We start from the raw sequence: 26823 nt of genomic DNA on the forward strand, positions 1-26823 counted from the left end.
ATCTTACAACAAATCTCGCTTTTTTACCATCTATGCTGTGGTTAGTATAGCAATCCCTTTTACCCTATATCCGGAAAGTCGGGTTTTAAATTGATCCACTATGGATTATGATCAATCAAAGGTTGATCAAAGATTGACGGTTAGGATTCCCATTCACGGTAGGGTTTCTGGATCAATCCCCATTGTTTTGAGATAATCCGCTAACCGTTGAGCTCGTTGATATTCCTGTTGTGCAATTTGCTCTGGTGTCAATAACCGATTTCCTTGGTAATCGTACCAGTATAACCACTCTCGTTGCCATCCCTCGTATATCCCTTGTTCTCGTCCAATTAACAAGCCTAGTTCTGGTATCTCTATCGGTTCACCGGATTGTCTGATATATTGCCCGTCTACCAAGCGATACACCTCCAACGGCTCATGCTTATCCCGTCGCCAATGGTGGGGATTATAAATGGTGTAATTGAGTACTCCTAGTTGAGCGTATTTTTCCAGCTTCTGGTCATACTCACCCCCTGGCGTTTGAGAAACGACTTCTAACACCCATTGGGGAACGATATAATTTTCTTCCCATAGGACATAGCTGAGCCTTCCCTTTGCACTCTTACGTCGCACTACCCCTAGACTTAGGAAACCATCAGGCACAATAGCCGGTTCTTTCGGTTTATAGTAAACTCCCATGTTTACCCCTAGGAACCAATCTTGGCGCTCTGACCACAGCGAAGAGAGTACTGCTCTTAATAGAGTGGGAATTAGGATTTGTAATTCATTATCCACAGGGGTATCGTCGGAATCTGGTAGCTCTTCTGCAGAGGGTAAATACTGCAATGGGTCATACTGTATCATGGTTGGTTTCCGAAGGGGATACTCACGATCAGAGGACTAATGTGCTCTGTATGCTTTCGGTGTCATGCCGGTAAATTCTCGAAACTTTTTGCTCAAATGGCTGTGGCTGTTGAACCCACACTCTAAGGCAATGTCCACAATTAATCGGTCTTTTTGTTTCAACAACTGCTTCGCCCGTTCTACCCGTTGCTGGATCAAGTATTGGTAGGGAGACATGCCGATTGATTGCTTAAATAGACGGCTGAAATGGAATTGGCTCATGTCTAGCAATCGAGCTAATTCTGCTAGTTTAATATCTCGATCTAAATATGTATCAATATAATCTATAATTTGCTGTAGTTGACGCAGGGGCAAGCCACCCTGGTAAATTGGCAACTGAGGTTTGGTAGCTGCGTGCTGCCTGAGTAAATTGACTGCTAAGACGTTAGCCAGAGAATCAATGTAAAGTGTACTGCCTGAAGATTCCTGTTGAAGTTCAGTGAGTAGCATGATTGCGATCGCTTCAATCTGTGGATTGCGAGTCCGAAATTCAGGCAGTAATTCTAGCCGATCGGGATTCTGTTCTAGGGTTTGGCTAGCAACACTTTGAATAAACTGAGATTTCAGCCGAATCTGCAAGTAATTATCATCACTGTCCCACCGAGCAAAAAACGGTGTCTTGGCAGGGGTAATGGACATGTCTCCTTTTTTATACAGCCCTGTATAGGTTTTGCCTGCCTGAATTTGCAGCAAGCGAACGGGACGAGGAGCAAGGGAGATAGAAAGGGTATGTTCTTCATTGTAATGACAATTTCCCTCTCCAGCAGGATGTTGGAAGTGTTGGACTCGAATATTTTCCCAGGATTGAGTTTGGCGAGACTTCTGGGATAAGTCATTTGTTTGAGGCTGTTGGATAGCAGGATTTTTCATAATCCAAGGCCAGTGCGTCTAGTTCTGATCTAAGCTATCAGCTATCAGTTATCAGCTATCAGCTAATGGGCAGGTTACTTGATGTGGTTATGGGCTAGGAAGCTTTTGAATCTGAGTTATGGAAAGCTAACCGCTGACCGCTGACCGCTGAATGCTTTAGTTCTGATTATAGTCAGGTTGGGCTAGTTTCCAGCAAAAACGTGAAAAGCCATCGCAAGATTGTGATAGTACCACAGGAATTAGACAGCTTAGCATGAATCGCCTTTCTAAGCTGTAAGGGTGATTGTTAAGCAGAAAGTATCAACAAGATGAATATACTTATTTTTGGTTCAACCGGTGGTACAGGTCGTCAGGTTGTGGAACAGGCTCTTGAGCAGGGACACAGGGTTACAGCATTTGCACGGAATCCCGCCAAGCTGGACATCAACCACGCAAATCTCAAGGTTCTTCAGGGGGATGTCATGGATCTGCCATCAGTGGAGAAGGCAGTACAAGGTCAAGAAGCAGTGGTGTGTGTACTCGGAGCAGGTCAGAAGATGACAGGGACAATCCGGTCACAGGGGACGCAACAGATCATTCACGCCATGGAAAAAGCAGGTATCCGACGCTTTATCTGCCAATCAACCCTTGGAGCAGGAGATAGTTGGGAAAATCTTAACTTTTTCTGGAAGTATATCATGTTTGGATTCCTGTTACGGAACGTGTTTGCTGATCATCAAAGGCAAGAGAACTATGTTCAGCAAAGCAGTCTAGACTGGACAATTGTTCGTCCTGGAGCCTTTGTAGATGGGAATCGCACTGGCAAATATCGACACGGTTTTCCAAGTAACGATAAGACATCAAAACTCAAAATTTCTCGTGCTGATGTCGCTGATTTCATATTGAAGCAACTGGCAGATGACAAGTATATTCACCAGACACCAAGTTTGTCCTATTGAAGTAAGTATTCAGGGATCAGCTATCAGCTATAGCGCAAGTCAGAAGTTAGAAGTCAGAAGTCAAAAGTAAGCTATGACTGAGTTTCGGAGTTTAGGAGCGACTGCATCAAGACAATGTCAAACATCTGAATGCTTAGTGAAATATCAGCCAAAAACTGACGGCTGACCGCTGACCGCTGACTGCTGACGGCTTACATATTAAACACTGTCAAAAAACACGAGAATTCCCAAGAGGCTTTATGGTAACTGTTCACAACTTCCGCTTTTCTCTAATGCTGTTGACGGCAATCGGCAGTGGTCTGGCTGCTGGTATCTTCTTCGCCTTTTCGACCTTTGTGATGAAGGCTTTGGCTCAGCAACCACCAGGACAGGGTATTGCCACCATGCAATCGATTAATATCACGGTGATCAATCCCTGGTTTATGATGGCATTTCTGGGAACGGCTGCTGCTTGCACATTGCTAACTATTTCGTTAGTGCTGCAGTGGCATCAACCAGGTGCTGTCTATTGGCTGGCGGGTACTTTGCTTTATCTGATTGGCACAATCGGCGTGACCTTCGCCTGCAATATCCCGCTGAATGATGCCCTCGCCATCGTCACGCCAGACAGTACTGAAGCTACAAAACTATGGGCAAGATTCCTGACCGATTGGACATTTTGGAATCACGTTCGGACAGTAGCAGCATTTTTGGCAGCGATACTGTTTACAATTTCGCTTTGCGTTCGCCCTTAGGCGGGCACTTTGTGCGATCGCGCGGTGCAATTATGGAATGATTAACCAAGCGAGACTGATCCGATAGGGGAGTGTCCCTTGGTTATAGGCTCTTTTTCTTGTTTGGTTTTCTATGTATTGTCCGATACTTTTTAGCTACCAAAGTCTACGAAAATGGACCCTCGCCCGCCAAGGCAAGATGCTTTCACATCCAGGGGGTATCTCCGCGCTTCTGTGACGGAATATCCCGCGAGCGCCATAAAAATGTCAACAAAGTTGGTTCCACCGGGATAGAGAGCGCAACTATTAAACCCTTGGTTTTCGGCTTTAATTTAAGTTACATAATAATCCCTGTCGGTGTTACCCTAATTTAAGTCTAACAAATCATAAAAGTTTTTGGTAGACTCTGCGACATTTTCGATAAGCTTTTACTAACCTCAATACAAACACCCATGTAGCCTCCCAGGATAGATAATGGCATTTGCTTGGAAGTAGGGATGTTCCCAGGTAAAATGTCAATACCCCTGATTATATGATCTCCGGATAATTACCCTGTCTTGATGCAGTCGCTTTGTAAAAATCTCCCCATCTCCCCATCTCCCCATCTCCCCATCTCCCCATCTCCCCATCTCCCCATCTCCCCATCTCCCCACCCTTCCCACACTTTTATGATGGGTATTCCACCGGAATTGATATTCTTTACCAACTTACCCCCTTGCTACTTGCTGGTATGTAGCGTCTAAAATAGAAGAAAGTAATAGATACTACAATTCCTCAAGAAACTTGACTACATCTGAGCCGCCAAAAAAATTAGTAATCAAAAAAATACCCCCGATTGAGCGCAAACCCCAAATCGCACTCAAGAGCGTAACTAATTCTGAGGGTGAAGTTTTCCAGTGCCAAGACCAGATTAGAGTAAAAGCACCTTGGGGAAGTAGAGCTACTGCCGAGATTACAGCCTTGTATCAGGATGAGAGTGGCAATGCTTGGGCGCAATATAAGCCAAGTGAATCTGACCCGAAGTGGCATTGGCAGGGAGGCTGTATCCGTGCAGAGCGACTGAGAAAAGCTTCAATCCCAGATCTATGACCGATTCGACCGCTCAGCTAGGATAAGGCTTGACCATCTTAGTCGCCCAATACACATGGAAAACCTCTGTGACTGCTCCAGCTCGTCGAATCGGCACTGTCCCTATTTCCTGCATATCCTGAAAATAAGCTCGATAGCTATCTGTCAATTCTTGAAATCGCTCCAGAGTAACGTATAGTCCATCTTTACCCAACCATTGCTCAGGCTGGAACCAGACCATAAAACCACGCATATCCTCTCCCAAGCAGGTAATCGGTGTAGAGGTCAGGGGACTAATCGCCATCGCTACGATCCCACTGATATAATACCCATTACTAAAGACAAAGCTAGACTTTTGTAATGCCTCACTCAGGACAGGAGACTCAGCAAATCCTTGTCGCAGTTGCTGAATATCAATCAGTTCTGTAGAGGGGTCATCCTTGGGAGAGAGAAAACCCCCAAGTAAAGCATAGTGACCGGATTTTTGCAGTGTTCCTGTAGTGATATGCAGCAGCACAAACAATAATAGGCTAGCTATTGCTATGGCTGAACCCTTTAGCCATCGGTTAACCCAATGGCGCGATGACAGGAAGTGCCCGCCTAAGGGCGAACGCATTTGCCACTGTTGCGCCTGTTGCCCTAGTAGTAAGGTTATCCCCCAAAATCCTGGCATCGGCCAAGTGGGCAAAATTTGGTGATATCCTGCTAAGAGGGTAAAGCCGACAACTAGGGGTAGGGATACCCATAGGATCAATCTTGACTCCAATTTTGATGTCTTGCTATACCAGGTAAATTGAGCAAGTAGCGATCGCAAACTCACCCACCACATGGGCAATGCCATCGTAGGGAAAAGATAAGCTATCCCAGATAAAACTATCACTAATACATTTAGCCAATTGTAGCCCTGCTGAGGTACCTCTGGCTCTGGTTGAAAACGGGTGGATAAATGGAAAGTAAAGGATATCCAATCATGCTGTATATTCCAGTACCAAATTGGAAAAATAGTTATGATAAATAAGATTAAACCTAGCCATGCCCAAGGTGACAATAATGCACAACGATGACGTGGACTGGTTAAGCAAAAACCAACTAATCCTAAGCCCAAAACAAAGCCATGATATTTACCTAGACAAGCTAAACCTACTAAAATACCCAGGAGTGCTAACCGATAGCTAGGTTGGTATGAACCATAAATAGGGGTTAGGGTATGGGGGTTAGGGTGTGGAGTATTGGAATATAAACTATTGGGTTTAGTAGATAGTTTACTAGATAATTTTTTACTTAAATGTTTCGCTCTTAGGGGAAAAAATTCGTAAGCAGCACATAACAAACTAGCTGACCAGAAAAATATCAGGGGACTATCGGGTAGGGTAAGCACACCAAAGCCAATTTGAAAAATCGGAATAATGGTAGCGATCGCTAATGTCAATCGAGCCGCTTTGGTGTTAAATAGATGAGTGCTAGTCAGATACAGTAGCAATAAGCTACCTGTATACAAAATCAGGGAACCCAGACGAATAGTGAATTGGGAAACCTCTCCCGTTATCCAAGTCCCAAAGCCAGTAGTCAGGGCAACTAAAACTGGGTGATCAAAATAACTCCAGTCTAGATGCAGGGTATAGACATAGTAATAGGCTTCATCAATACCAGGGTAAAGCCAAAAAGCAATGATACACCGAAACAGTAGCCCCCCTAGCAGCCAACCAAGTACAAATTGATGTTGAGACAACCGTTTCAGGGCATTAGGCATCATAATCTATTATTTTTTAATTTTATGAGGTACAAATTACTTGATTTTAGGGAGTAGGGAGTAGGGAGTAGGGATAAAAAAAATAATGTGTACCTCATAATTATGATAATTATTAGATTTTACAGATACTCGCGCTAAAAGACATGGTAGGTTTACTGGATTGGGGAAAACTTAGCAACAAAAGCCATGAAATTGCTTTCTATGGTTTTTAGAACTCTAACCACTAAAGAAGAGTGAAACTGGGCAAACCTTACTTCCTCAAATTCGTTTTTCCTAGCTTATCAGTGATGGATCGCTACATCGCTGCTGAACTCATCCCACCGTTTCTATTTGGTGTTGGCGGGTTTTCATCTATTGGTGTCGCTGTGGGTAGCCTGTTTGATATGGTAGTCAAAATCACTGAGTTAGGACTATCCTGGACAATTGCTGCCCAAGTCGTGGTGTTGAAGTTTCCTGAGTTTATTTCCTATGCCTTACCCATATCAGTACTGCTCGCTACACTAATAGCATATTCTCGCTTGAGTAATGACAGTGAGTTAATTGCCCTGCGCAGCTGTGGTGTGAGTTTATACCGACTAGTTGCCCCTGCTCTAGTTCTCAGCCTAATTGTCACGGGAATCACTTTCCTCTTCAATGAATTAATTGTTCCAGCCGCTAACTACCAAGCAACTATAACATTAGAAAAAGCTCTTAATCAGGAAAAACCCTCTTTCGAGGAAAACGGTATTATCTATCCAGAGTATCATACTTTTCCCCAACCCAATGGCACAACTACTCAGACACTCAAACGCTTATTCTACGCAAATCGATTTGATGGTCAGAGCATGAAAGATATGACTGTCTTGGAGTGGTCTAATCTGGGTAAGTTGAAGAAAATTATTCTATCGGAATCAGCCCGTTGGAACTCTAAGCAAAATACCTGGGATTGTTTTCATGGGTCAATTTATTTCATTAGTCCTAAAACCTCTTTTCGGAAAATAGTAACCTTTGATCATCAAGAAATTCCATTTCCTAGAGCGCCCCTTGATTTAGTCACTAAAGCCCGTGACCCCTATGAGATGAATATTCTTCAATCCATAGAAATGATCCAGTTGCTAAAGGGAGCTGGCGATCGCAAAAAACTCCGGATGCTGCAAGTGCGGATGCAACAAAAAATTGCTTTTCCATTCATTTGTATAATCTTTGGCTTAGTGGGAGCAAGCATGAGTATTCGACCTAAACGAATCAGCAAAGGGACTAGCTTTGGGGTCTGTTTAATCGTAATTTTTGGCTACTACTTACTGAGCTTTGTGATCGGAGGTTTCGGTATAGCAGGAATTCTCTCCCCAGTTCTAGCCGCCTGGTTACCTAATTTATTCGGTTTTGGAGCAGGAGGATGGTTATTGTGGCGATTGGAGGGTAATGGTTGATGGTAATTTTGAGTAGGGAGTAGGGAGTAGAGAGTAGGGGGAAGAAAATCGACTCTAGCTCATAAGTACGATCGTCAGTATTCAGCCTAATACTTACATTAATTTATCACCTTGGATGTTAATTTAAAATTCTGTAAGCATTCAGGTGCGTTACACTGTTGTTTTTTTATTCGCTCAAGGGTAAGTATTCAATTCGGTCTTGATATTCCTTGGGAAAGGAAGCTCCAGCAATAATGATTAGCTCTGCGAGGGTTTCTCCAATATGATTGGATGGATCGATTACAAAAATCCCCGGTACGTGCCGACTCTCTGCGAGATGGTCTACTAAATGTTTAGGCATAGATTTCCTATTGTTTGTTACTAAAATAAAATCATGAATCTCACACCAGATTAAAATCTCTGGATCGAGAGTTCCTTTAGGAGGAGCGCCTGGATCGCCGATCCTTCTGACAATAAGTTCTGGTGCTTGGCGCATCAGTTGGGTTCGGTAAAGGGAGGCGATATGCTCGTCCAGTAAATATTGGATCGTCATACAGCGCTCTTCGCTTGGGATGACTCTCGCTCCAGAGCGGCTTCTGCTTTCAATTGCCGGAACCTCTTTCGTGCAGGAGAAGGATTCTGTTTTTGTTCTTCTCGTTGTTGGCGGCAAAACTCTAGCCAGTCAGCTAAGTAAGCGCTGACCTCTTCTTTGTTGTGTAGATAGTAGAGAATAGTGGCATGAACCTGTTCTAAGGTAATGGTTTCAAATTGTTGGGTAATTTCTTCAGGGGTTCTGGCGCGGTAGATATATTCGTAGAGGACGCTTTCGATACCAATGCGGCTACCTTTGATGCGAATGTCGTCAGAGGCTAGGAAGTCGAAGTAGTCTTGGATTTCCATGGCAATTTGCAATTACTAAAAAAAGTTTTAAAAAAAAAATATGAGGCGCGAATACAATTTTTAAGTAGATGTAAACTACATTTAATTTTACCGTTATTATTTTTTTTAAGTCAACCTATTCGTTTATAATGGAAACGTGATTGCTAGGGATAAATCAAACTTTTGACCATTGTTTTCCTGGTAAGAATCCAATCGTTTTTTAGCATCCCCAGGATCGATATCGAGGCACGTAAGCATTAGGCTGTTCGCGTAGCGTGCGCGTAGCGCATGAGCTTAGATCTGAATGCTTACAAAATTGTTAAAATTGAAAATAATCAATGGCTATTAACCAGTTGAAATTTTCAATTTTAACTAATCCCAGTTATTCTTAAACTGCTACAGCAGTTACCTTCAGTTCAAAAATCTTATTGATTACATCTTCTACTACCCGATCAGGAGTAGACGCTCCAGAGGTTACTCCTACTACTATCGAACCAGAGGGAAGCCAATTTCGTGCTACTTCCACCTCCTGATGTAGGGGTTTATGCTCGATTTCATCAGCAGAAATAATCCGGTTGACACTGTCAATGTGATAGGATGGTAGTTGTCGCTCAATCGCAATTTCTTGCAGGTGAGTGGTATTGGAAGAATTAAAGCCACCAATCACAATCATCAAGTCTAGCTTTTCTTCCACTAGCTCCAACATGGCATCCTGCCGTTCTTGGGTGGCATCACAGATGGTATTGAAGCTTTGGAAGTGATCGTTTAAATTAGACGTACCATATTTCTTCATCATGGTGCGCTCAAAAAGTTTGCCGATCTGTTCGGTCTCGGTCTTGAGCATAGTAGTTTGGTTGGCAATCCCAATCTGCTCTAAATCCTCCTCTGGATCAAAGCCAGCGGAGATAGCGTTTTTAAATTTATCGAGAAATTCCTCCCGGTTACCACCATTGAGAATGTAGTTGGCAACGTATTCCGCTTCTTGTAGATTCAGTACCACTAGATATTTTCCGGCAAAGGAACTCGTTGCTACGGTTTCCTCGTGTTTATATTTGCCGTGAATAATCGAAGTGTATTCTTTTTTCTTATGCTTCTCTACCGTGTTCCACACTTTGGACACCCAGGGACAGGTAGTATCTACAATCTTGCAGTCTTTCTCGTGGAGTAGCTGCATTTCCTGAACACTAGCACCGAATGCTGGTAAAATAACTACATCCCCAGCACCAACAACAGAGAAGTCTTTCTTGCCATCCTCAACGGCAATAAATTTTACTTCCATTTCCCGCAAGCGCTGGTTAACAGAGGGGTTGTGAATAATTTCATTGGTAATCCAGATCTGTTCACTGGGGAAATGGGTGCGGGTTTCATAAGCCATGGCTACAGCTCGCTCCACACCCCAGCAAAAGCCAAATGCTTCTGCTAGCCGGATGGTCACATCTCCCTTTTGCAGCCGATAGTTCTTGGCACGAATCTCTTCAATCAGACTGCTTTGATATTCCGATTCCAACTGAGAGGTAACTTCGGCTTCGTGACCAAATCCTTTACGGTGGTAGTTATCTGATTTCTGGAGTGAGCGCTTGAAAGCTTTTGTATCCATGGAGCTATCTTAAGCAAATTACTTGTTAATCACTGCTATTATTAATTTACTTTCAATCAACCGTGACCTCAGTTACTATAGCAATCCTAAATAAATTCTGATAATTTTTTTTCCTACTCCCTGCTCCCTACTCCCTGCTCCCTGTCCCCTTTGCTATCGGAATAGCTAATCCTTCTTGGAGGATAAGTTCCTCAAAGATTTGTAAACCATAGCGCCAGACTAAGTAACCTTGGGGACTCAGATGCAAGCCATCGGTACTAAGCTCAGGTTGCAGGTTGCCCTGATTATCCGCAAAGAGGGGATAGAGATTTAGATAAATCGCTCCTTCTGCGTGAGCGATCGCTTTTAGTTGCTGGTTCAGATTTTGGATGCGACTGTTGGGGATAGTAAGTAAGCGATCGCGTCCTTCCCAGGTTGCCTGTTCAGCACCATGGGGCAAAATCGATTGAAGGACAATCTTAGTTTCGGTATGGGCTCGCCGCAAGTAGCGAATCGTTAGCCGTTGGTTTTCTAGAATTGCTTCATCCTTGACCCCCCGAATTAGGTCATTGATGCCAATCATCACAAAAATTGCTTCTGGCTTAGTCTGATCCAAAATATCTAAGCGCTTGAGCAACCCTGCTGAGGTTTCCCCAGACAGTCCTTGATTAAGCCAGTAGCGTTTTGGAGGTAGCAGCTTGTTGGGAAACCATAGGCTTAGAGAATCTCCCAGCAGGACAGTTAACTGTTCCGGTTGTTGATTAGCCACTACCTGAGCTTCCTTCTCCAGCAGTGCTAGCCATTGTTGGTAATTTAACTGGTGTCGTGGCCCTAATTCAATTACTGGCTCAGGGGTAGGATTTAAAATTCGGGTATTTATCACAGGATGGCTAACTGGATCTGACTTTGACTGGTGATACTCACCCAGTAGTACCCAGGTGAGAGTCACAATCATAAACCCATTGGCAGCAAGGGATAGTAAAGCCCAAGGTGGACAACGCTTCAATTCAATGAACAAAAAATTGGCATTATTTCCTTTCTAACATCCCTGAAGGCAAAGGTAATACCATCAGTTTACAGTTAACTGTTTACAGTTAACTGTAAACTATTAACAAAACCTAGTTAAAAGAAATCGGCCATGTCAGCAAAACGCTAAAATTCAGAGCTACTAGCCATGTCTGTAGTACTACTGAAGTTACCCATGCTAGAACTAGGTATCACACTGGATTCCTTGACAAATCCAGCGTAAGCTTCCATACCGTGTTCGGCAATATCCAAGCCTTCCAGTTCTTCTTCTGGTGTCACCCGGATACCGAGGGTTAGTTTGAGCACGAACCAGAGGATGCCACTAAACAGCACCGTGAAGCCCCCAATCGCTAGAATACCCAGGATTTGGGTGCCAAGTTGACCGGCACTACCGGCGGTAAACAGACCTGAATCTTTAGCGAAAAGTCCAACGGCTAGGGTTCCCCAGATACCATTGACCAAGTGGACTGAAATTGCCCCTACTGGGTCATCAATTTTGATGTTGTCAAAGAAGGAAACAGAGAAGACAACGATGATGCCACCAATAGCACCAATAATAACTGCTGAGAAATAGCTGACATTATTACAGGGAGCCGTAATTGCCACTAATCCAGCCAAAATTCCATTGATGATCATGGACAGGTCTGGCTTACCATCTTTTAGCCAAGCCGTCAAGGTGGCAGTAATCCCACCAGCTGCTGCGGCTAGGTTAGTGGTCACCGCAATATAGGGAACTGCCTCACTAGCAGCTAGTTCAGAACCTGGATTGAAGCCAAACCAGCCGATCCAGAGAATCAAGCAACCAAGAGTGGCAATACTCATGTTGTGACCTGGGATAGCACGAGGTTCACCGTTTTCGTACTTACCGCTACGGGGTCCGAGGAAGGCAGCTCCCATCAAAGCCGCCCAGCCACCAACGGAGTGAACCACGGTTGAGCCAGCAAAGTCTGAGAATCCCATGCCACCAAGCCAACCATCACTGCTCCAAACCCAGTGTCCAGTGATGGAGTAGGATACCCCAACAATCAGGATGCTGAAAATTAAGAAGTCTAGGAACTTAATCCGTTCAGCAACCGCACCGGACACGATAGTTGCAGCAGTTCCAGCAAAGGCAGCTTGGAATAGGAAAAATACGGCTATCGGTAGACCGGCTGGAAATGGATCTAACCCATAGGTAGCGGGGTCTTCACTGCTGAGGAAAAAGCCCGACAGCCCAATAAATGCGTTGCCTTTGCCGAACATAAAGGAAAAACCAATTGCCCAAAACGAAATAGTTGCTAAGGCAAAGACAATTAGGTTTTTCGCGAGAATATTAACCGCATTCTTCTGGCGGCAGAAGCCGGTTTCTAGCATTCCGAATCCGGCATTCATGAATATAACTAGGATCGCAGCTACTAATATCCAGATAGCATTAAGAGTGCCCTGAAGTTCTTCTGGGGTAGGTCCGGCGCTATCCTGGGCAACAGCAGCTGTATGCCAAACTAGAACAATTATCCCTGTCAGGGGAATACAGGCGAGCCAGTAAGGGGAAAACGATTTTGCGATCGCTTTAAATGGCTCTAAACGGGAGGCTTGGTGAGCCATAGGTCGCCTAGATCTTACTAGGGTACCCTTGTTTTTCATTGTTCGCTGAGATTTTGAAATTGACATAATAAGCGTTAACTTACCTCTGATTTAGATACACTTCCTCACACTGAGAAACTTCAGGAAACAAATTGTAAAATTAGCCACCGAAACCTAAGAGTCCATCGTTTTTAAAGGACTCATCATGACCTCACCCTGCTACCTTTACATACCTGATTGCTAGATGCTAGACCCCTGTCTGCGCGAGTAATCAGGGAGTTTCTTCAGCTAAAGCCTCGTCTTAAGACAAAACCCTACAAATAACTGGGACTATAGTCAAGGGATTTAAAGCAATTTTTCATTAAAAATTTCTTTAAATGAAATTTTTAACTAAAAATTACTGCAGAATGCCCCACATATACTGGTATAGTTACTTGCTGACGGTGCTTTCAAGGTACGGAAGCCACCTTGAAAGTACTTAGCCCCAACCGACATGCTGCACCTCTAACTAATGGTTTAGACTAATGGTTTTGAAATTAATCCAGTTCTAGGTTCAAGTAAGCATGTTTTCTTAGTAGACAATTGACTAAGCAATTTCGATAAAACTGGTACACAATACATGCTGATCAACCTCTCGTGTAAAAGTGATTACTCCCCTCGACCACGTACGCCACGATTTCTCAACTACCATGCACTCATGCTAAAATTTGCTGATAATCCGAACTGGGGAAATATAAAGGAAATGGTTCCCAGCTAAACGCTCATCAGTGGTCTAGTCAACCCTAAGAAAGTCCTACCTCTTTAGTAACCCATCTACATCCTTTCGGATTAGGTGAGGTAATTGACTAGTTAATAGCTTTGTCTTTGAGGTGCTTTGATCTAAGATCTTTTCCTGTTAGACTTCTGTATCAATATATACTGTTTGTTCCCAAAAAATCAGAGTATTTAAAACTAGGCAGATGCAACGTCTAGTTGGGGATCTAATTGGGTGTGGAGAATTTGACACTCCCACAGGTAGAAGCCGAACGTGCTACAACTATGAAAATGGGCATACTGTAGAGTAGGCATGTATTTGATATGCTCAACGGATTAGCTATGGAATTGTATAGATAACACCAGTGAATCGAATTGACCAGGAATTGGCAGCGTTAGAGGAAGCCATCACCCATTTGGCAAAGGAATTCCAATCAACCTACTTTAACTATTTGACCTTTTTAGGTGAATGCGTGGGGCAACAGCTGATTATGGCTTCCTATCGGATTTGTACTCAAGGGTATCCTGAGTCTTTTCTAAATTTGTCGGTTAACAGTCGGCAACAGTTACAGCAATCCCTACGAAAGCTGGCTCAAGAGACTCAACAAAAGTTGCCATCACTCCTAGAACAGTGGCAAGAGTCAAGGTCAGCTACTACTGATGACTTGGATCAGGACTTGGATCAGGACTCGGATCAGGACTTGGATCAGGACTCGGATCAGGACTCGGATCAGGACTCGGATCAGGACTCGGATCAGGACTTGGATCAGGACTCGGAAATGCCTTCATCTACAGAAGACTCTCGATTTTTGAATGCTCTAAGGGAGCCATCACCAGCAGCTGAGTTGACCAGTAAACCACGAAATAGCATAGAGAAACTGGAGCAATGGCTTAAGCACCTAGAAAGTGGGATCACCAAAACTATTCAAGATGTCTCTGTGGAAAGCAATCGGCTCTTGCATAAACACTCGATTATACCAGACAAATTTCCCCAAGAAATCCTAGAAGCAGCGGCAAAAGTCGAAGCATCTGCGATCGAAACGGCTGAATCCCCCAATATTATCAAAATAATGATGGAAACTAAAGGTGATGGAGAAACAGATGAATCCAGATTAACCCGTATTATTGCCATTAAGCTGCGCTTATCTGAAATAGAATTTGCAGACCCTAACTTGACCCCTGGACGTAATAAAATCAGAGATCTATTAGCTAAAATGAGTCAACTGAAGCGAGAGTATTACAAAAAACAGCGGCAAAAAGCAGTTGCTCAAGCCGAAGCAGCATGGCGTGCCAGCTGGTTTGACGATTAAACTGAGGTAATTACCAATGACCAATGACTAATGACTAATGACCAATGACCAATGACCGAATTACCAGATTGGGTGCGATTGCAAAAAGCCCTGTCGGTAGAAGCAAGAGTTGGCTTTACTGATTTGGAAGGGAATCAATACCGCTTTAGTGAATTCCTCTGCCTCAGTTTTGGTAAGACTCCTAATGTCCTAACATCAACTGAGAAACGGCGTTGGCAGGACATTGGCAATCAGTTTGCCCGTTATTCTCAGATGACGCTACAGCAAAGGCAACATCTGGTAGCTGATACTCGCCGCTTTCTCAACGACCTCAAGCAGAACACTCAACGCCGTTTAGTTGAAGATCAATCTCAAACAGAACATCCTATGGTCAGAGTGCCTAAAACCAAGCCCTTGGTGGAGAAACAACAGGCATCCTCAGAGCTTGGTAGCAAAAAAAACCTTGACCTACCACTGGCTAAGTTGGCAGCGGTGGGTAGTAAAAACAGTGAGTATTTAGGACGTCTGGGTCTGCACAAAGTGCGTGACTTGCTCTATTACTACCCCCGTGATCATATTAACTATGCCCGTCAGGTTAATATGGCTGACTTAGTACCTGGTGAAACAGTCACTATCATGGGTACGGTGAAGCGCTGTAACTGCTTCAGTAGCCCCCGTAATAAAAAATTAACTATTTTAGATATAGTCTTAAAAGACTCTACTGGTCAAATTAAGCTGAGTCGTTTTTTTGCTGGCTTTCGTTACAGTAATCGTAGCTGGCAGTATCAACAAAAGCGGCGGTATCCAGTGGGAGCAGTGGTAGCTGCCTCAGGTTTGGTAAAGAAAAATAAATATGGGATTACCCTAGAAGACCCGGAACTGGAAGTATTAGAGCATCCAGGGGGTAGCATTGACTCGATGAAAATAGGTCGAGTTGTACCGGTTTATTCCCTAACAGAAGGGGTACCAGCTGACTTGGTAAGGCGAGCAATAATTGCTGCACTTCCCTACACGTCTTTGATTAAGGAACCCTTGCCAGTAACCTTTCGTAAAGAATATGGGTTGATGGGGGTCTGTGATGCGATCGCAAACATTCATTTTCCCCAAGATGCAGACACCCTTGCTGAGGCCAGAAGGCGCTTAGTCTTTGATGAATTTTTCTACTTACAGCTAGGATTTCTCAAGCGTCGCCAAGCTCAGCGTAAAACCCAAAGCAGTGCGGTCATGGCTCCGATTGGTAAACTCTTTGACCAATTTAATCAACTGCTTCCGTTTGAATTAACTGGGGCTCAGACACGAGTCATCAATGAAATTCTCAAGGATATGGAATCAGAGACACCCATGAATCGGTTGGTCCAAGGAGATGTCGGTTCCGGTAAAACTATTGTGGCAGTTTATGCTATTCTAGCCGCCATCCAATCGGGGTACCAAGCCGCTTTGATGGCTCCTACTGAAGTATTAGCTGAACAGCACTATCGTAAGTTAGGAAATTGGTTCAATTTACTACACCTTCCCGTTGAATTACTAACAGGTTCCACTAAAGTTTCCAAGCGTCGAAAAATTCATTCCGAGCTAGAAACAGGAGAACTTCCTTTGTTGGTCGGAACCCATGCTTTGATTCAAGACCCAGTGAACTTCAACAATTTGGGTTTAGTAGTGATTGATGAACAGCATCGCTTTGGGGTAAAGCAACGGGCTCGTTTACAGGAAAAAGGTCAATCTCCCCATGTGCTGACTCTGACCGCCACACCAATTCCCAGAACCCTAGCGCTAACCCTCCACGGGGATTTGGATGTGAGTCAAATTGATGAATTGCCCCCTGGTCGTCAGAAGATTCAGACAACTGTGCTAAGGGCTAAAGAGAGGAAACATGCCTATGACTTGATTCGTCGAGAAGTGGCTCAAGGACGGCAAGCCTATATGGTATTGCCCTTAATTGAAGAATCGGAAAAATTAGATTTACGCTCAGCAATTGAGGAGCATAAACGACTTTCTGAAAGTATATTTCCAGAATTTAAAGTTGGGTTACTTCATGGTCGGATGAGTTCAGCCGATAAAGATAAAGCGCTCAGTGCCTTTCGGGATAACAAAAGCCAAATTATTGTTTCAACTACCGTGATTGAAGTGGGTGTGGATGTACCCAATGCTACTGTAATGATGATTGAAAATGCAGAACGGTTTGGGTTATCTCAGTTACACCAATTACGGGGTCGTGTCGGTCGAGGTTCTGACAAATCTTATTGTCTTTTAGTCAGTGGTTCTAATACTGAAACAGCCAGACAACGTTTGGGGGTATTAGAACAGTCCCAGGATGGCTTTTTTATCTCAGAAATGGATATGCGTTTTCGTGGTCCTGGGGAAGTTTTAGGTAAGCGCCAATCCGGGTTAGCAGATTTTGCTCTAGCTAGTTTGGTAGAAGACCAAGAGGTATTAACTTTGGCGCGAGATGCAGCCGAAAAGATTATTCTTCAGGATGAGATATTGGAAAATTATCCTTTAATGAAAGTTGAGTTAGAGTATCGGTATCAGTGGTTAATGGATGGGACGATTATGACTTAATTTACCATAGAATTGTTTCAGAATTAGGGAACAGGGAGTAGGGAGTAGGGAGTAGGGAGTAGGGAGTAGGGAATAGGGCAGAGGGAACAAAAATTATCAAAATTCCTACACTGATCCCTATTAATACTAGAAATTAATAATGGATAAACGGTAATGGTTAACCGGGAAACCAACTAATTATTTTTATTATTTTGAGTTAGTTTTTGACTTCAAAGATATGGTGCATATAGCGGTAGCGGTTTTAAATTTTGTTAAGTGCAGAATTATCATTTTATGTAACATAAAATAAGCAATATAAAATATATCAGTATTCAAACTAAGTTAGTGCTTATGGCTTATTACAGCGTTTTTAATAGCTATCAGGTGCGCTTTCCGCATTAAGAATTAAATTCGCTCTTTGTGCGCTTTCTAATGGCCATTGAAAACTGCTGTAATAAGTAAACTGTATTTTTTTGATTATTTTTATAATTCATTTATCGGTAAATGACTATAATTTTTTGAATTTTGAATTTTGAATTGGGCAAAGCAGTATAGAAATCCTCAATGAATTGTGATAATTTTTGATGCCATATTCCCAGGGCGTGCGCTTTCCGTAGGCGAATTAAATTCGCCACGGGTCGCACCGCTCCCTACTCCCTACTCCCTACTCCCGCTATACTAGTCCACTGAAGGGGTGACATGAACCCTGAAAAGTTTACTATATAAGGCTTTGATGCCAGTTCTCTTAGCAAAGATCAACTAGCCAATTGACCCTACGAAGGATTTAATGGCAAGCTCAAACCCTTATAACTACGTCCAAGGTCAGGCCAAAACACCATGTATCTTTCAGGTGCGACCCGTGGCGAATTTAATTCGCCAACGGAAAGAGCACCGATTAAGTAACATATCGGCTGAACGCACTACCCAGTAAGGATTTTAGCTTGCATGTCACCCCCTCAAACTAGTCCAATACCTCAACTGTCCCCAACTGACCATCAATCCTGACCCGCTGACCATCTCGTAATATATCAGTGGCATGATTAATATCCATTACGGCTGGGATACCATACTCTCGGGCTACAATGGCACCGTGGGACAGACGTCCCCCTACTTCAGAAATTAAGCCACCAGCACGAGCGAGTAATGGTGCCCAACCAGAATCGGTGTAAGGTACCACCACAATGGTTTCCTGGTCAATAGTGATATCACTTTGCAAGGTTTTCACTACTTTTACCAAACCCTCTACAAGTCCCGAACTGGCACCAATGCCTTGTAGCAGTCGTTGATCAGACCCAGCTAAAGATTTGGGCTCAGCGGGTAAGGGAGGATTATTGCCATAAACCAGGAAAGGTACGCTAGTCAGCTGAGCATCCTGTGCCAATTTAGTCCGCCGTTGTTGCACAATTTCTGGAAGCTGTTGTCTGAGTTCCTGGTTATCACTACCTACTAGAGAGCGAATTTCGGCTAACTCCAAGAAAAAAATGTCCCCTGGTTCAACTAGTAAACCTGACAGCAGCCAGCGTGCCTCTAGAGCCAAGAAGCTCCAGCGTAGGTGAGCCATCAGCTTAGAGTAGACTTGGGTCACCCGACCTTTGAGATCCAGCCGTGCTTGTACCACTTCAGCTTTCCAGCGTTGCCCTCTAGATTTTGGAGATTGGGGGAGTGGATAAGCTAGAAACTGAGCGAACAGCTTTCTAACAGCTCGGGGGTCTTCTTGCCAGCGGGGAATTGCTACATCGGTTGCCACTTCGCTCAGGTAACCATAGCGCTCAAGAAAGTGGTCAAACTGCTCTAAAATGCTGGAACCATCTGGGATTTCTGCTAGGGTGGCAAACAGAGAGGCTCCACTTTCATAGATAACCTGTTCGTGGCTTAATAAATGGCGAGCATCTGCTGCTATCCTAGCCAAGGCTCGCATACTATCGACCTCTGGAGTTTTGCTGTTATCTAGTTCTTTGTCATCAATCTTGAGTACTGCCTGCCGCAAGGACATACTAAGGGGAGCAAGAATACTATAGTAGGTGGCTCGTTTCAACACCGCTAGAATGCTGTCGATGCGTTCTAGGAGTTGTACTGGAGATAATTCCGACTGGGCTCTTGCTGAAAGCTGATTCAATAGGGGCAGAAAGTGGGTTTGGTAATCCGCTTCAAAGTCTTTATCTAAACCCCATTCCCGACCGAGCAATCGTAGTAAACCAGGTACGTTTTTTATAGTGGTATTTATCGGTGGTTTGGAAAACTTAGCTCCCCTAGTCAGAAATTCCAGACTTTCTGGGGGTAGACCCATACGCCGAAAAATTTCCCCCAACAGCGTAACATTGAAGTAAGCATGGGAATAGTGCAGGGTGGCAGTTTCGGTGAAATCCATTCCTTTAGCTCGTCTGCCTAGCACTATGGTAAAAATCTCTCCCCAAACACCGCAGGTTAGGGGACGATTAATCGACCAAGTTAGGGGTCGGATTACTCCTGGAATTACTTCCGCAGCAATTTTACGAGTCCAGGTTGGTTGTAGAGTAGTGATCGGTCGTGCTTGCAGTAACCAAAGTTTTTGACCGTCATAACTCCACTCAATATCTTGGGGAAGACCTTGGTAATAGTCTTCTAACCGACGTGCCAAGAGCGCCACTTGTTTGATTAAGGCTGGGGGAACATCACCACTACCTTCAATGCGTGAGGAGGCCAAACCTTCTGCTGAATCCTCTTGCTGCCCTGACTTCTGGAAATAAACTTGGTACTGCTCTGGTGTTACTTTACCCGATACAACTTGTGTAGCATATCCAGGTAAGGCTTCGACCACGACAGCTTCTCCCTGTTGGGAAATAGGGTCACGACTGAAAGCAACCCCAGAAAAAACCCCCTTGACTTGTTTTTGAATGAGCACAGCCATCGCTGTATCTGGCAGTTGCTGATCCCGACGGTATTGTGCAGCTACTGGATTACGATAAGACTCTAAGACTCGATTAATGGCATCCAGTAGTGCGGCTGAGCTGGTCACCTGCAAGATGCTTTGATACTGCCCTGCGGCTGAAGCCTGGGCTGAATCTTCTCCTATGGCGGAAGAACGTACTACCAAGGGTTCAGATTCAGAAACGGGTAGGTATTTGATCAAAGGTTCTGGATCATCCCCTGGAGGGAGTACCCAGCCCACAGGTACTGAGTAACCAGAACGCTTCAGCTGGGATAGGGTGGCAGCTTTTTGCCCAACTTTTTTAGGGTCTAGTTTGGTGTCCAGAGAAATTACGGCACTATCGCCTTGGAAAAAATGAAACACTTTCTTTGATTCTGCTTGAGCTTCCCCACTGGGAAGGTCTAAGTCATCGGGAATTTTTTGATAAATCCAAGCTAATAATAGACTCAAGCTGGTGGCAATTACAATTCTGGAGTAATCCTGGGGATGCAATAAAGCCAGAATCACGGGAAACAATACTAAAATCACCCGTTTGCCATGTTTGGGATTGCGGAAAATGGTAAAGCTAATCCCTCCAATCAAAAATACTAGCAATGCGAGAATGGGGTCATGCCATAATACTCCCCAAGTGACATTGGTCGTCCCTGCACCTTTGCCTATCCAGTAACGACCTAACACCAACATGATTAGAGCGATCAATTCCCAGGCTGATTCACTGGGAAAGAAGTGACGAGCTAGTAAGACTGCTGCAATTCCTTTTGCTGCCTCTGAAAGTACTGCCAAGACACCAACCAGATTTCCTCCGTGGTAAAAGGCGGCTGAAACTGATATATTACCAGTACCTACCTGGGCTAGGTTATGCCTTGTCAGTACATAGGTAATCCAGGCAATCAGAGGTAGTCCACCTAAGATAGGACAGACGGTAAAAATGAGCAAGAACCCTAAAACCTGGTTTAGTGTCATGGGACTAATGGAAATCAATTACTGAGAGCTTGATAATAAGTACTTTATTAAGAAGTATCTAAGAAGTATCTAAGAACTATTTGAACTTACTGGCATCCAAAACTATCTAGTAATCACAACTAGTAATCGCAACTCGCAATCATAAGTTTAGTTTGTAAAATTATCTAACTCAAAAGCAAGCCAAATTGTCTAAAAAATTTGCTTGCTTTACCTAGAATACGAGTAAATTATTTATATCATATGGTAGATTATTTGTTATAATTATAGTTTTGGTTCCATGTTTTAACCTGATTTAGTCCCTAACTTTTCTTCATCGCCGCAGCTTTTTCACAGGGGTTCTCAAGTGCATTTTCCATAGTGAATTTGATTCCTATGCCAGCAGCCGGTCAAACCCCATCTTGCCCTCGGTAGTCACACTTTTGAATTAGTGTACGATGTTTGGTAAAGTACAGGTGTTTTCTTTTGTTTTATTTAACCATTGATAATATAAATTTTACTGGATTTTAATCCAGGCTTTAGCTATGGCAGGGAAACTACTGATGTAAGCTATCAGCTATCAGCTATCAGCTATCAGCTATCAGCTATCAGCTAGTGCGCGTAGCGCAATCGATGCTTTTGAATAAAATAAGCTGACGACTAACCGCTGACCACTGACCGCTGACCGCTGAATGCTTACAGTACTGATAACGTAACTTTCAGTTACGGCATTCTAATTCAAGTTTTAGCGATGGCTAACAATCTAGGGAAAATTCTACTGGTAGCACTGAGTAGCCTTGGTGCGAGTTTAATTTTAGGAACTCAGTTGCTCAAACCAGTTACGGCAGAGTCTCCTGATGGTCCTTTCAACGTTGTACAGTCTGGAGATGTTACCTCCACTAGCGCTGTGATTAGGTGCATCTCACTGTCTTGATGCCACTGCATCCCTTTGACAATTAAGCAAAAATTCCCACACTTCCAACACTCCCCTCTCTCCCAAACCTCCCAACCCTCCCCTTATTTTTTACAAATATGAGATGCATCCTTGTGATTGGACCAATCCATGCCAGAGTCTTTGGGCCTGGGGAACTTGATCCCAGTTTCGGCTCTGAGTAAGAATTCGTTCGCGCTCCTGGAATTGTAGGTATTCCTGTTGCTTCTGCTCCACCAAACTTGCACTCCTTTGGATCAGCATAAGTGGATGAGGCTGGTAAGTTGACAGTTTCTATTCACGACATTACTGGAGAAGTCTTGTACCAACAGGAATTGACTCCTAAAAAATAATAACAATTCTTTAACGTAAAACTATCGATTCATATGGCTAGATTGGTATCTGGCCATATGAATTTTTATGGGTAGTGGTAATGAACCGGAATGGCGATAATCTTAGGATAAACCTGCCCCTAAAAATGATTATTTCGAGTCTGATTTAGCTAACTGTTTGGCGACAGTTTTAGGGTCTTTATCTATTGCCTTTGTATTTGGGTTGAGGTCAATGTCAGGATTAAGCTTTTGGGCTTCTTTGAATTTTTTAACAGCATTTTTGACATTTGGCTCTTTTTGTGAATAAATAGCCATACCTTGTCTGACCAGAAAGTCTGCTTTGGTTTTATCTTCCCAATCGGCATACTTGAGACAGACTTCTCCTGCTTTATTATTTTTAGGCACAACGAGGTCAGGATGGAATTTTAGTTGATTACATCCCTCTTTTAAGAATTTTTGCCCATCTAAACCCAGCCACACACGTAAGATATTGTCGGAACTACTACTGAGAATCTTCTGACCATCTTGGCTAAAGGCGATCGCTGTGAAAATACCTTTATCATTTTCTAGTCTATTTAGAAGTTGACCAGATTCTGTGTCCCACAACCGCACTGTGGTGTCCGAACTACCACTGAGAATCTGTTTGCCATCTTGGCTAAAGGCGATTCCCAAAACACCGCCGTTATGATCTTCTAGTGTATGTAGAAGTTGACCAGATTCTGTATCCCACAAACGCAAGGTGTGATCCTCACTCCCACTAAGAATCTGTTTGCCATCTGGGCTAAAGGCGACCACATTCACAGAATTTGTATGACCTGCTAGTGTGCGGAGAAGTTGACCGGATTTTGTGTCCCACAACTGGATTATAGTATCCTCACTACTACTGGCTATCTGGCTCCCACTGAGAATCTGTTTGCCATCTGGGCTAAAGGCGATGGCACTGACAGGACCTTTATGACCTTCTAGTGTATGTAGAAGTTGACCAGATTCTGTGTCCCACAACCGCACTGTAGTATCCTCACTCCCACTAAGAATCTGTTTGCCATCTGGACTAAAGGCGATCACATCCACAGTACTTTTATGACCTTTTAGGGTATGGAGAAGTTGACCGGATTCAGTGTCCCACAACCGCAGTGTCGTGTCCCCACTCCCACTAAGAATCTTCTTTCCATCTGGGCTAAAGGCGACCAAATCCACAGAATTTGTATGACCTTCTAGTGTATGTAGAAGTTGACCGGATTCAGTGTCCCACAACCGCAGTGTCCTGTCCCCACTCCCACTGAGAATCTTCTTTCCATTTGGGCTAAAGGTGACCACATTGACAGTAGTTTCATGACCTTCTAGTGTATGTAGAAGTTGACCGGATTTGGTGTCCCACAAACGCAGTCTTCTGTTATAAGACCCATCTGCATTTATAATCTTCTTTCGATCTGGGCTAAAGGCGATCGCACCATAATATATATCACCGCTTAGTTTATAGGGAATTTGAAAGGATTCGGTGTCCCACAACCGTATTGTGTTGTCCTGACTCCCAGTGATAATCTGTTTGCCATCTGGGCTAAAGGCGACAGCAGTGACAGCATATCTATGACCTTCTAGCGTATAGAGGAGTTTTTTACCGAATCTGGCGTCCCATAACCGCACTGTTTTGTCGAAAGCCCCACTGAGAATCTGTTTGCCATCTGGGCTAAAGGCAATCACATACACAGCATGTTTATGACCTTTATAGGTATGGAGGAGTTTACCGGATTTTGTGTCCCACAACCGCACTGTTTGATCGTGACTCCCACTGAGAATCTTCTTTCCATTTGGGCTAAAGGCGATCGCTGTGATATCTCTTTCATGACCTTTTGGTTGATGGAGAAGTTGACCCGATTCGATTTCCCACAACTGCCAGGTTTTGTCCCAACTTCCCACACTGAGAATTTTTTGGCCATCTGGGCTAAAGACGATCGCCCTGATATCACTTTTATGACCTTTATAGGTATAGAGAAGTTGACCAGATTCGGTATCCCATAATCGCACTGTACGATCCCTCCCCCCACTGAGAATCTTTTTACCATCTGGACTAAAAGCAATCACATCCACATAACTTTCATGACCTTTTAAGGTATGGAGAAGTTGACCGGATTCGGTGTCCCACAACCGCAAGGTTTTGTCAGTGCTCCCACTGAGAATTTTTTGACCATCTGGGCTGAACGCGACCGCCTCAACATTACTTTTATGACCTTCTAGTGTATGGAGAAGTTGACCGGATTCAGTGTCCCATAATCGCACTGTTTTATCGTGACTCCCACTGATAATATTCTTACCATCTGGGCTAAAGGCGATATCATTAACATGACTTTTATGACCTTCCAATGTATGTAGAATTTGACCGGATTCGGTGTCCCACAACCGCACTGTGTCGTCCAAACTACGACTGAGAATTTTTTTGCCATCTGGGCTCAAGACGATACCCCAAACAGAATCTGTATGACCTTTTAGAAGATTCCTTTCTAGAACTTTATCTAAAGCTGCCAATAAGCTAGAATTAACTTCATTGATCACCGTTGGTGTTAAGTCTTTTTGATGGGATAGACTCTTACCTGTTGCTTCAATAGCTTGGATCAATTCTTTTGTAGTAGGTTTTAAGGATAGAGAATACTTGATATTGTTAGCTTGTGCTAGTAAGTTTAAGTTAATTGCCTCTTTACGAGATTGTAAGGCAAAATAAGTCGATACAACTGACCCTATCACCATCACACCAATAAAAGACGCAAATAACCCAACCCTTACCCATTTATTTCTATTACGTTGCTGAATACTGTGGTTCATAAATTCCTTGCCCAACACAGATAGCAGAACTAATTCAAAACAATTTTCCAAAGAATTATCTGCTTCCCTTAATTTTACTAGCTTAAATCGATAATCCTGAAATTATCATCATCCGGTAATTTTTCCATCTCCTGAGCAATAAGTGTTTGAAAGTCCTCTCCACAATGGAGATTCAAATGAATTGCTGGCTGCTGCAATTTATTTGAATCTCCGCTTGTTGTATAGCAATGAGGTGAGGTGACTGAAGCTGATAGATTAAAGCGGTAACTGTTTGGCATTCTGATCTTAATTCGGTAATTAATGTCTTCAGAGTATTGCTAGTAATAGGAAGGGAGCGATCGCTCTTCAGAGCGCGCCAAAGGCGATCGCGAAACATACAAAAAACATAAATAAGCATTCAGCTTATGTGCTAGGGGCAGGCTAATTGAAGAGCAAATTGTTTAGAATAAAACAGGTAAGCATTCGTTTAATCTCTGTTACGTCACCTGATAGCTAAAAGCTTACCTGCTTTGTGCCTTACACTACAACTACTTCTTGACTATAAGTTATGAGTTCGTCGAAAACGTATAAATTAATACAACTAGCGACTGTAGGCTACAACTGCCCCTGTTACCCATAGAAACAATGACAACACATGGACAGGTAAGAATAGCCATAGATTGAGCTTGTTCCATTTTCCTTCATGAATATCTTCTAACCAATCCGTGCGACGAACGGCCACTTGTAAGACCTCACCGGTAGTTGAATCAATTTGAAACTCCTGACGATTCTTAGCTCTAATAGTAGTAATACCCTTGTTAGGATAAACATAAACGCGCCAGACATCTTTCCAATTCTCGACTCCATACTCAGGCATTTGCCGAGCAGTATCCAACACTTGTGCAAATTCTACTTCTGGAACGGTTCCTTGACCTTGTTGTACCGTAGGCATAACCCAGGGGACTTCGTAACGCACTTGTAAAAGTAGTCCACTCCCAATCACAAATGCCCAGGGAATAATGACAACCCAACCGAGCCAGTAGTGATATTTCAAGATCCAAGATTTGAGGCGCAATCGCCAAGGACGTTTAGCTTTAACGGTTTCAGTTGTACTGGAGGATTCAGTCGGTGAAAAGATAGTGTTGTTTGTAGACAAGCCTGTAGCACTTGCTGTAGATGAGGTAGTAGATGAAATATTGACAGATGAGTTTACAGATGAAACATTGGCAGAATTCTTAGGTTTAGCAGGTTTCTTAGATCGGATATTAAATACCCCCTTTAATCCGCCAATTCTAAACCGCATAATCGTAAGTTTTAACGTAAGGTAAACACCTGTTAAAAAAATGCCAAGGAAGCCTAATCGCACAGGTAAGCCGAACCATATTCGAGCATGCAAAGCTGAGAAATCATGCATTTTAACGACAAAGTCATTCCGTCGCTGGGCCGTTTGTAAAATGTCACCCGTGCTGGCATCGACTTGGGTTTCAAGCTCGTTATAATTGCGAACTTTGATTATACCTTTTTTAGGGCGCATATCGAGCAATTTGATATCTTGCCGTAAGCATTCAGGTGATGGGGTTGACAAAAAGGGAAGGATGAGTAGTAGTGTAGAACCATGGAAATCAAACCGCCAGCTATCCCAAATAGCTTTGAAGCTCTGGAACTGCTGCCCCAATCAGTTCTG

General features: G+C 43.5%; 21 protein-coding genes. 8 read left to right on the forward strand and 13 right to left on the reverse strand.

From position 1 onward, the window contains the following. Window positions 1–153 precede the first annotated feature (153 nt). Window positions 154–843 (reverse strand): Uma2 family endonuclease, encoded by a 690-nt coding sequence (locus F6K46_RS16495; protein ID WP_293039412.1) that lies wholly within the window; start codon window positions 841–843, stop codon window positions 154–156. Between the two features lie 36 nt (window positions 844–879). Next, window positions 880–1752, reverse strand: coding sequence for a helix-turn-helix domain-containing protein (locus F6K46_RS16500; protein ID WP_293061374.1), 873 nt, complete (start codon window positions 1750–1752; stop codon window positions 880–882). A 308-nt stretch (window positions 1753–2060) separates the two neighbouring features. Between F6K46_RS16500 and F6K46_RS16505 the strand changes: the two genes are divergently transcribed. Beyond that, on the forward strand, window positions 2061–2690 hold the full coding sequence (locus F6K46_RS16505; protein WP_293061372.1) for an NAD(P)-dependent oxidoreductase: 630 nt from the start codon (window positions 2061–2063) through the stop codon (window positions 2688–2690). A 239-nt stretch (window positions 2691–2929) separates the two neighbouring features. Beyond that, entirely contained in the window at window positions 2930–3424 is a 495-nt protein-coding gene (locus F6K46_RS16510) for an anthrone oxygenase family protein (protein WP_293061370.1), read from the forward strand. Between the two features lie 526 nt (window positions 3425–3950). Here F6K46_RS16510 and F6K46_RS16515 read toward each other — a convergent pair. Next, window positions 3951–4109, reverse strand: a complete 159-nt coding sequence (locus F6K46_RS16515) for a hypothetical protein (RefSeq protein WP_293061368.1) — start codon at window positions 4107–4109, stop codon at window positions 3951–3953. A gap of 77 nt (window positions 4110–4186) precedes the next feature. Here F6K46_RS16515 and F6K46_RS16520 point away from each other — a divergent pair, with 77 nt between their 5' ends. After that, entirely contained in the window at window positions 4187–4492 is a 306-nt protein-coding gene (locus tag F6K46_RS16520; protein ID WP_293061366.1) for a hypothetical protein, read from the forward strand. 13 nt (window positions 4493–4505) lie between these two features. Here the strand turns inward: F6K46_RS16520 and F6K46_RS16525 are convergent, their stop codons facing one another. After that, window positions 4506–6224, reverse strand: a complete 1719-nt coding sequence (locus F6K46_RS16525) for a glycosyltransferase family 39 protein (protein ID WP_293061364.1) — start codon at window positions 6222–6224, stop codon at window positions 4506–4508. Window positions 6225–6454: 230 nt separating this feature from the next. On the opposite strand from F6K46_RS16525, the gene F6K46_RS16530 reads away from it, so the two are divergent. Further along, entirely contained in the window at window positions 6455–7630 is a 1176-nt protein-coding gene (locus F6K46_RS16530) for an LptF/LptG family permease (RefSeq protein WP_366510751.1), read from the forward strand. A 166-nt stretch (window positions 7631–7796) separates the two neighbouring features. On the opposite strand, the gene F6K46_RS16535 is transcribed toward F6K46_RS16530, so the two are convergent. The 5 genes from F6K46_RS16535 to F6K46_RS16555 all read right to left on the reverse strand — a co-directional run bounded on the left by F6K46_RS16535 (window position 7797) and on the right by F6K46_RS16555 (window position 12713). Continuing rightward, complete coding sequence (locus F6K46_RS16535; RefSeq protein WP_070395639.1) at window positions 7797–8162, reverse strand: DUF5615 family PIN-like protein; 366 nt, start codon at window positions 8160–8162, stop codon at window positions 7797–7799. Further along, a complete protein-coding gene (locus F6K46_RS16540; RefSeq protein ID WP_293061397.1) occupies window positions 8159–8509 on the reverse strand; it encodes a DUF433 domain-containing protein in 351 nt (116 codons plus the stop codon). The genes F6K46_RS16535 and F6K46_RS16540 overlap by 4 nt, the downstream gene beginning before the upstream one ends. A gap of 367 nt (window positions 8510–8876) precedes the next feature. Beyond that, entirely contained in the window at window positions 8877–10085 is a 1209-nt protein-coding gene (locus F6K46_RS16545; protein ID WP_293061362.1) for a 4-hydroxy-3-methylbut-2-enyl diphosphate reductase, read from the reverse strand. A 127-nt stretch (window positions 10086–10212) separates the two neighbouring features. After that, a complete protein-coding gene (locus tag F6K46_RS16550; RefSeq protein WP_293061360.1) occupies window positions 10213–11082 on the reverse strand; it encodes a GDSL-type esterase/lipase family protein in 870 nt (289 codons plus the stop codon). 134 nt (window positions 11083–11216) lie between these two features. Further along, complete coding sequence (locus F6K46_RS16555; protein ID WP_366664709.1) at window positions 11217–12713, reverse strand: ammonium transporter; 1497 nt, start codon at window positions 12711–12713, stop codon at window positions 11217–11219. Between the two features lie 1058 nt (window positions 12714–13771). On the opposite strand from F6K46_RS16555, the gene F6K46_RS16560 reads away from it, so the two are divergent. The 3 genes from F6K46_RS16560 (at window position 13772) to F6K46_RS16570 (ending at window position 18164) form a co-directional block, all read left to right on the forward strand. Beyond that, on the forward strand, window positions 13772–14716 hold the full coding sequence (locus F6K46_RS16560) for a hypothetical protein (RefSeq protein ID WP_293061356.1): 945 nt from the start codon (window positions 13772–13774) through the stop codon (window positions 14714–14716). 51 nt (window positions 14717–14767) lie between these two features. Beyond that, entirely contained in the window at window positions 14768–17254 is a 2487-nt protein-coding gene (recG, locus tag F6K46_RS16565) for an ATP-dependent DNA helicase RecG (protein ID WP_293061354.1), read from the forward strand. A 766-nt stretch (window positions 17255–18020) separates the two neighbouring features. Beyond that, the gene (locus tag F6K46_RS16570; RefSeq protein ID WP_293061352.1) at window positions 18021–18164 is read left to right on the forward strand and encodes a hypothetical protein; all 144 of its coding nucleotides are present in this window, start codon (window positions 18021–18023) and stop codon (window positions 18162–18164) included. Between the two features lie 30 nt (window positions 18165–18194). Here the strand turns inward: F6K46_RS16570 and F6K46_RS16575 are convergent, their stop codons facing one another. Then, window positions 18195–21104, reverse strand: a complete 2910-nt coding sequence (locus F6K46_RS16575; RefSeq protein WP_293061350.1) for a glycerol-3-phosphate acyltransferase — start codon at window positions 21102–21104, stop codon at window positions 18195–18197. A gap of 727 nt (window positions 21105–21831) precedes the next feature. On the opposite strand from F6K46_RS16575, the gene F6K46_RS16580 reads away from it, so the two are divergent. After that, the gene (locus F6K46_RS16580) at window positions 21832–22014 is read left to right on the forward strand and encodes a hypothetical protein (protein ID WP_293061348.1); all 183 of its coding nucleotides are present in this window, start codon (window positions 21832–21834) and stop codon (window positions 22012–22014) included. Window positions 22015–22493: 479 nt separating this feature from the next. Here F6K46_RS16580 and F6K46_RS16585 read toward each other — a convergent pair whose 3' ends face one another. The 3 genes from F6K46_RS16585 to F6K46_RS40155 form a co-directional block, all read right to left on the reverse strand. Further along, window positions 22494–25211, reverse strand: a complete 2718-nt coding sequence (locus F6K46_RS16585; RefSeq protein WP_293061346.1) for a WD40 repeat domain-containing protein — start codon at window positions 25209–25211, stop codon at window positions 22494–22496. A gap of 121 nt (window positions 25212–25332) precedes the next feature. Beyond that, complete coding sequence (locus tag F6K46_RS16590; RefSeq protein WP_293061344.1) at window positions 25333–25557, reverse strand: hypothetical protein; 225 nt, start codon at window positions 25555–25557, stop codon at window positions 25333–25335. Between the two features lie 183 nt (window positions 25558–25740). Further along, entirely contained in the window at window positions 25741–26295 is a 555-nt protein-coding gene (locus F6K46_RS40155; RefSeq protein ID WP_366510750.1) for a hypothetical protein, read from the reverse strand. Window positions 26296–26823 lie beyond the last annotated feature (528 nt).

Origin of the sequence: Moorena sp. SIO3E8, assembly GCF_010692445.1 — a bacterium.
Lineage (GTDB): Bacteria > Cyanobacteriota > Cyanobacteriia > Cyanobacteriales > Coleofasciculaceae > Moorena > Moorena bouillonii.

What these genes read in the sequence shown, in the direction of transcription:
- F6K46_RS16495 (WP_293039412.1), bottom strand. Translation starts at nt 843, where the DNA reads ATGATACAGTATGACCCATTGCAGTATTTACCCTCTGCAGAAGAGCTA.
- F6K46_RS16500 (WP_293061374.1), bottom strand. Translation starts at nt 1,752, where the DNA reads ATGAAAAATCCTGCTATCCAACAGCCTCAAACAAATGACTTATCCCAG.
- F6K46_RS16505 (WP_293061372.1), top strand. Translation starts at nt 2,061, where the DNA reads ATGAATATACTTATTTTTGGTTCAACCGGTGGTACAGGTCGTCAGGTT.
- F6K46_RS16510 (WP_293061370.1), top strand. Translation starts at nt 2,930, where the DNA reads ATGGTAACTGTTCACAACTTCCGCTTTTCTCTAATGCTGTTGACGGCA.
- F6K46_RS16525 (WP_293061364.1), bottom strand. Translation starts at nt 6,224, where the DNA reads ATGATGCCTAATGCCCTGAAACGGTTGTCTCAACATCAATTTGTACTT.
- F6K46_RS16535 (WP_070395639.1), bottom strand. Translation starts at nt 8,162, where the DNA reads ATGACGATCCAATATTTACTGGACGAGCATATCGCCTCCCTTTACCGA.
- F6K46_RS16540 (WP_293061397.1), bottom strand. Translation starts at nt 8,509, where the DNA reads ATGGAAATCCAAGACTACTTCGACTTCCTAGCCTCTGACGACATTCGC.
- F6K46_RS16545 (WP_293061362.1), bottom strand. Translation starts at nt 10,085, where the DNA reads ATGGATACAAAAGCTTTCAAGCGCTCACTCCAGAAATCAGATAACTAC.
- F6K46_RS16555 (WP_366664709.1), bottom strand. Translation starts at nt 12,713, where the DNA reads ATGAAAAACAAGGGTACCCTAGTAAGATCTAGGCGACCTATGGCTCAC.
- recG (WP_293061354.1), top strand. Translation starts at nt 14,768, where the DNA reads ATGACCGAATTACCAGATTGGGTGCGATTGCAAAAAGCCCTGTCGGTA.
- F6K46_RS16570 (WP_293061352.1), top strand. Translation starts at nt 18,021, where the DNA reads ATGGCAAGCTCAAACCCTTATAACTACGTCCAAGGTCAGGCCAAAACA.
- F6K46_RS16575 (WP_293061350.1), bottom strand. Translation starts at nt 21,104, where the DNA reads ATGACACTAAACCAGGTTTTAGGGTTCTTGCTCATTTTTACCGTCTGT.
- F6K46_RS16580 (WP_293061348.1), top strand. Translation starts at nt 21,832, where the DNA reads ATGGCTAACAATCTAGGGAAAATTCTACTGGTAGCACTGAGTAGCCTT.
- F6K46_RS16590 (WP_293061344.1), bottom strand. Translation starts at nt 25,557, where the DNA reads ATGCTTATTTATGTTTTTTGTATGTTTCGCGATCGCCTTTGGCGCGCT.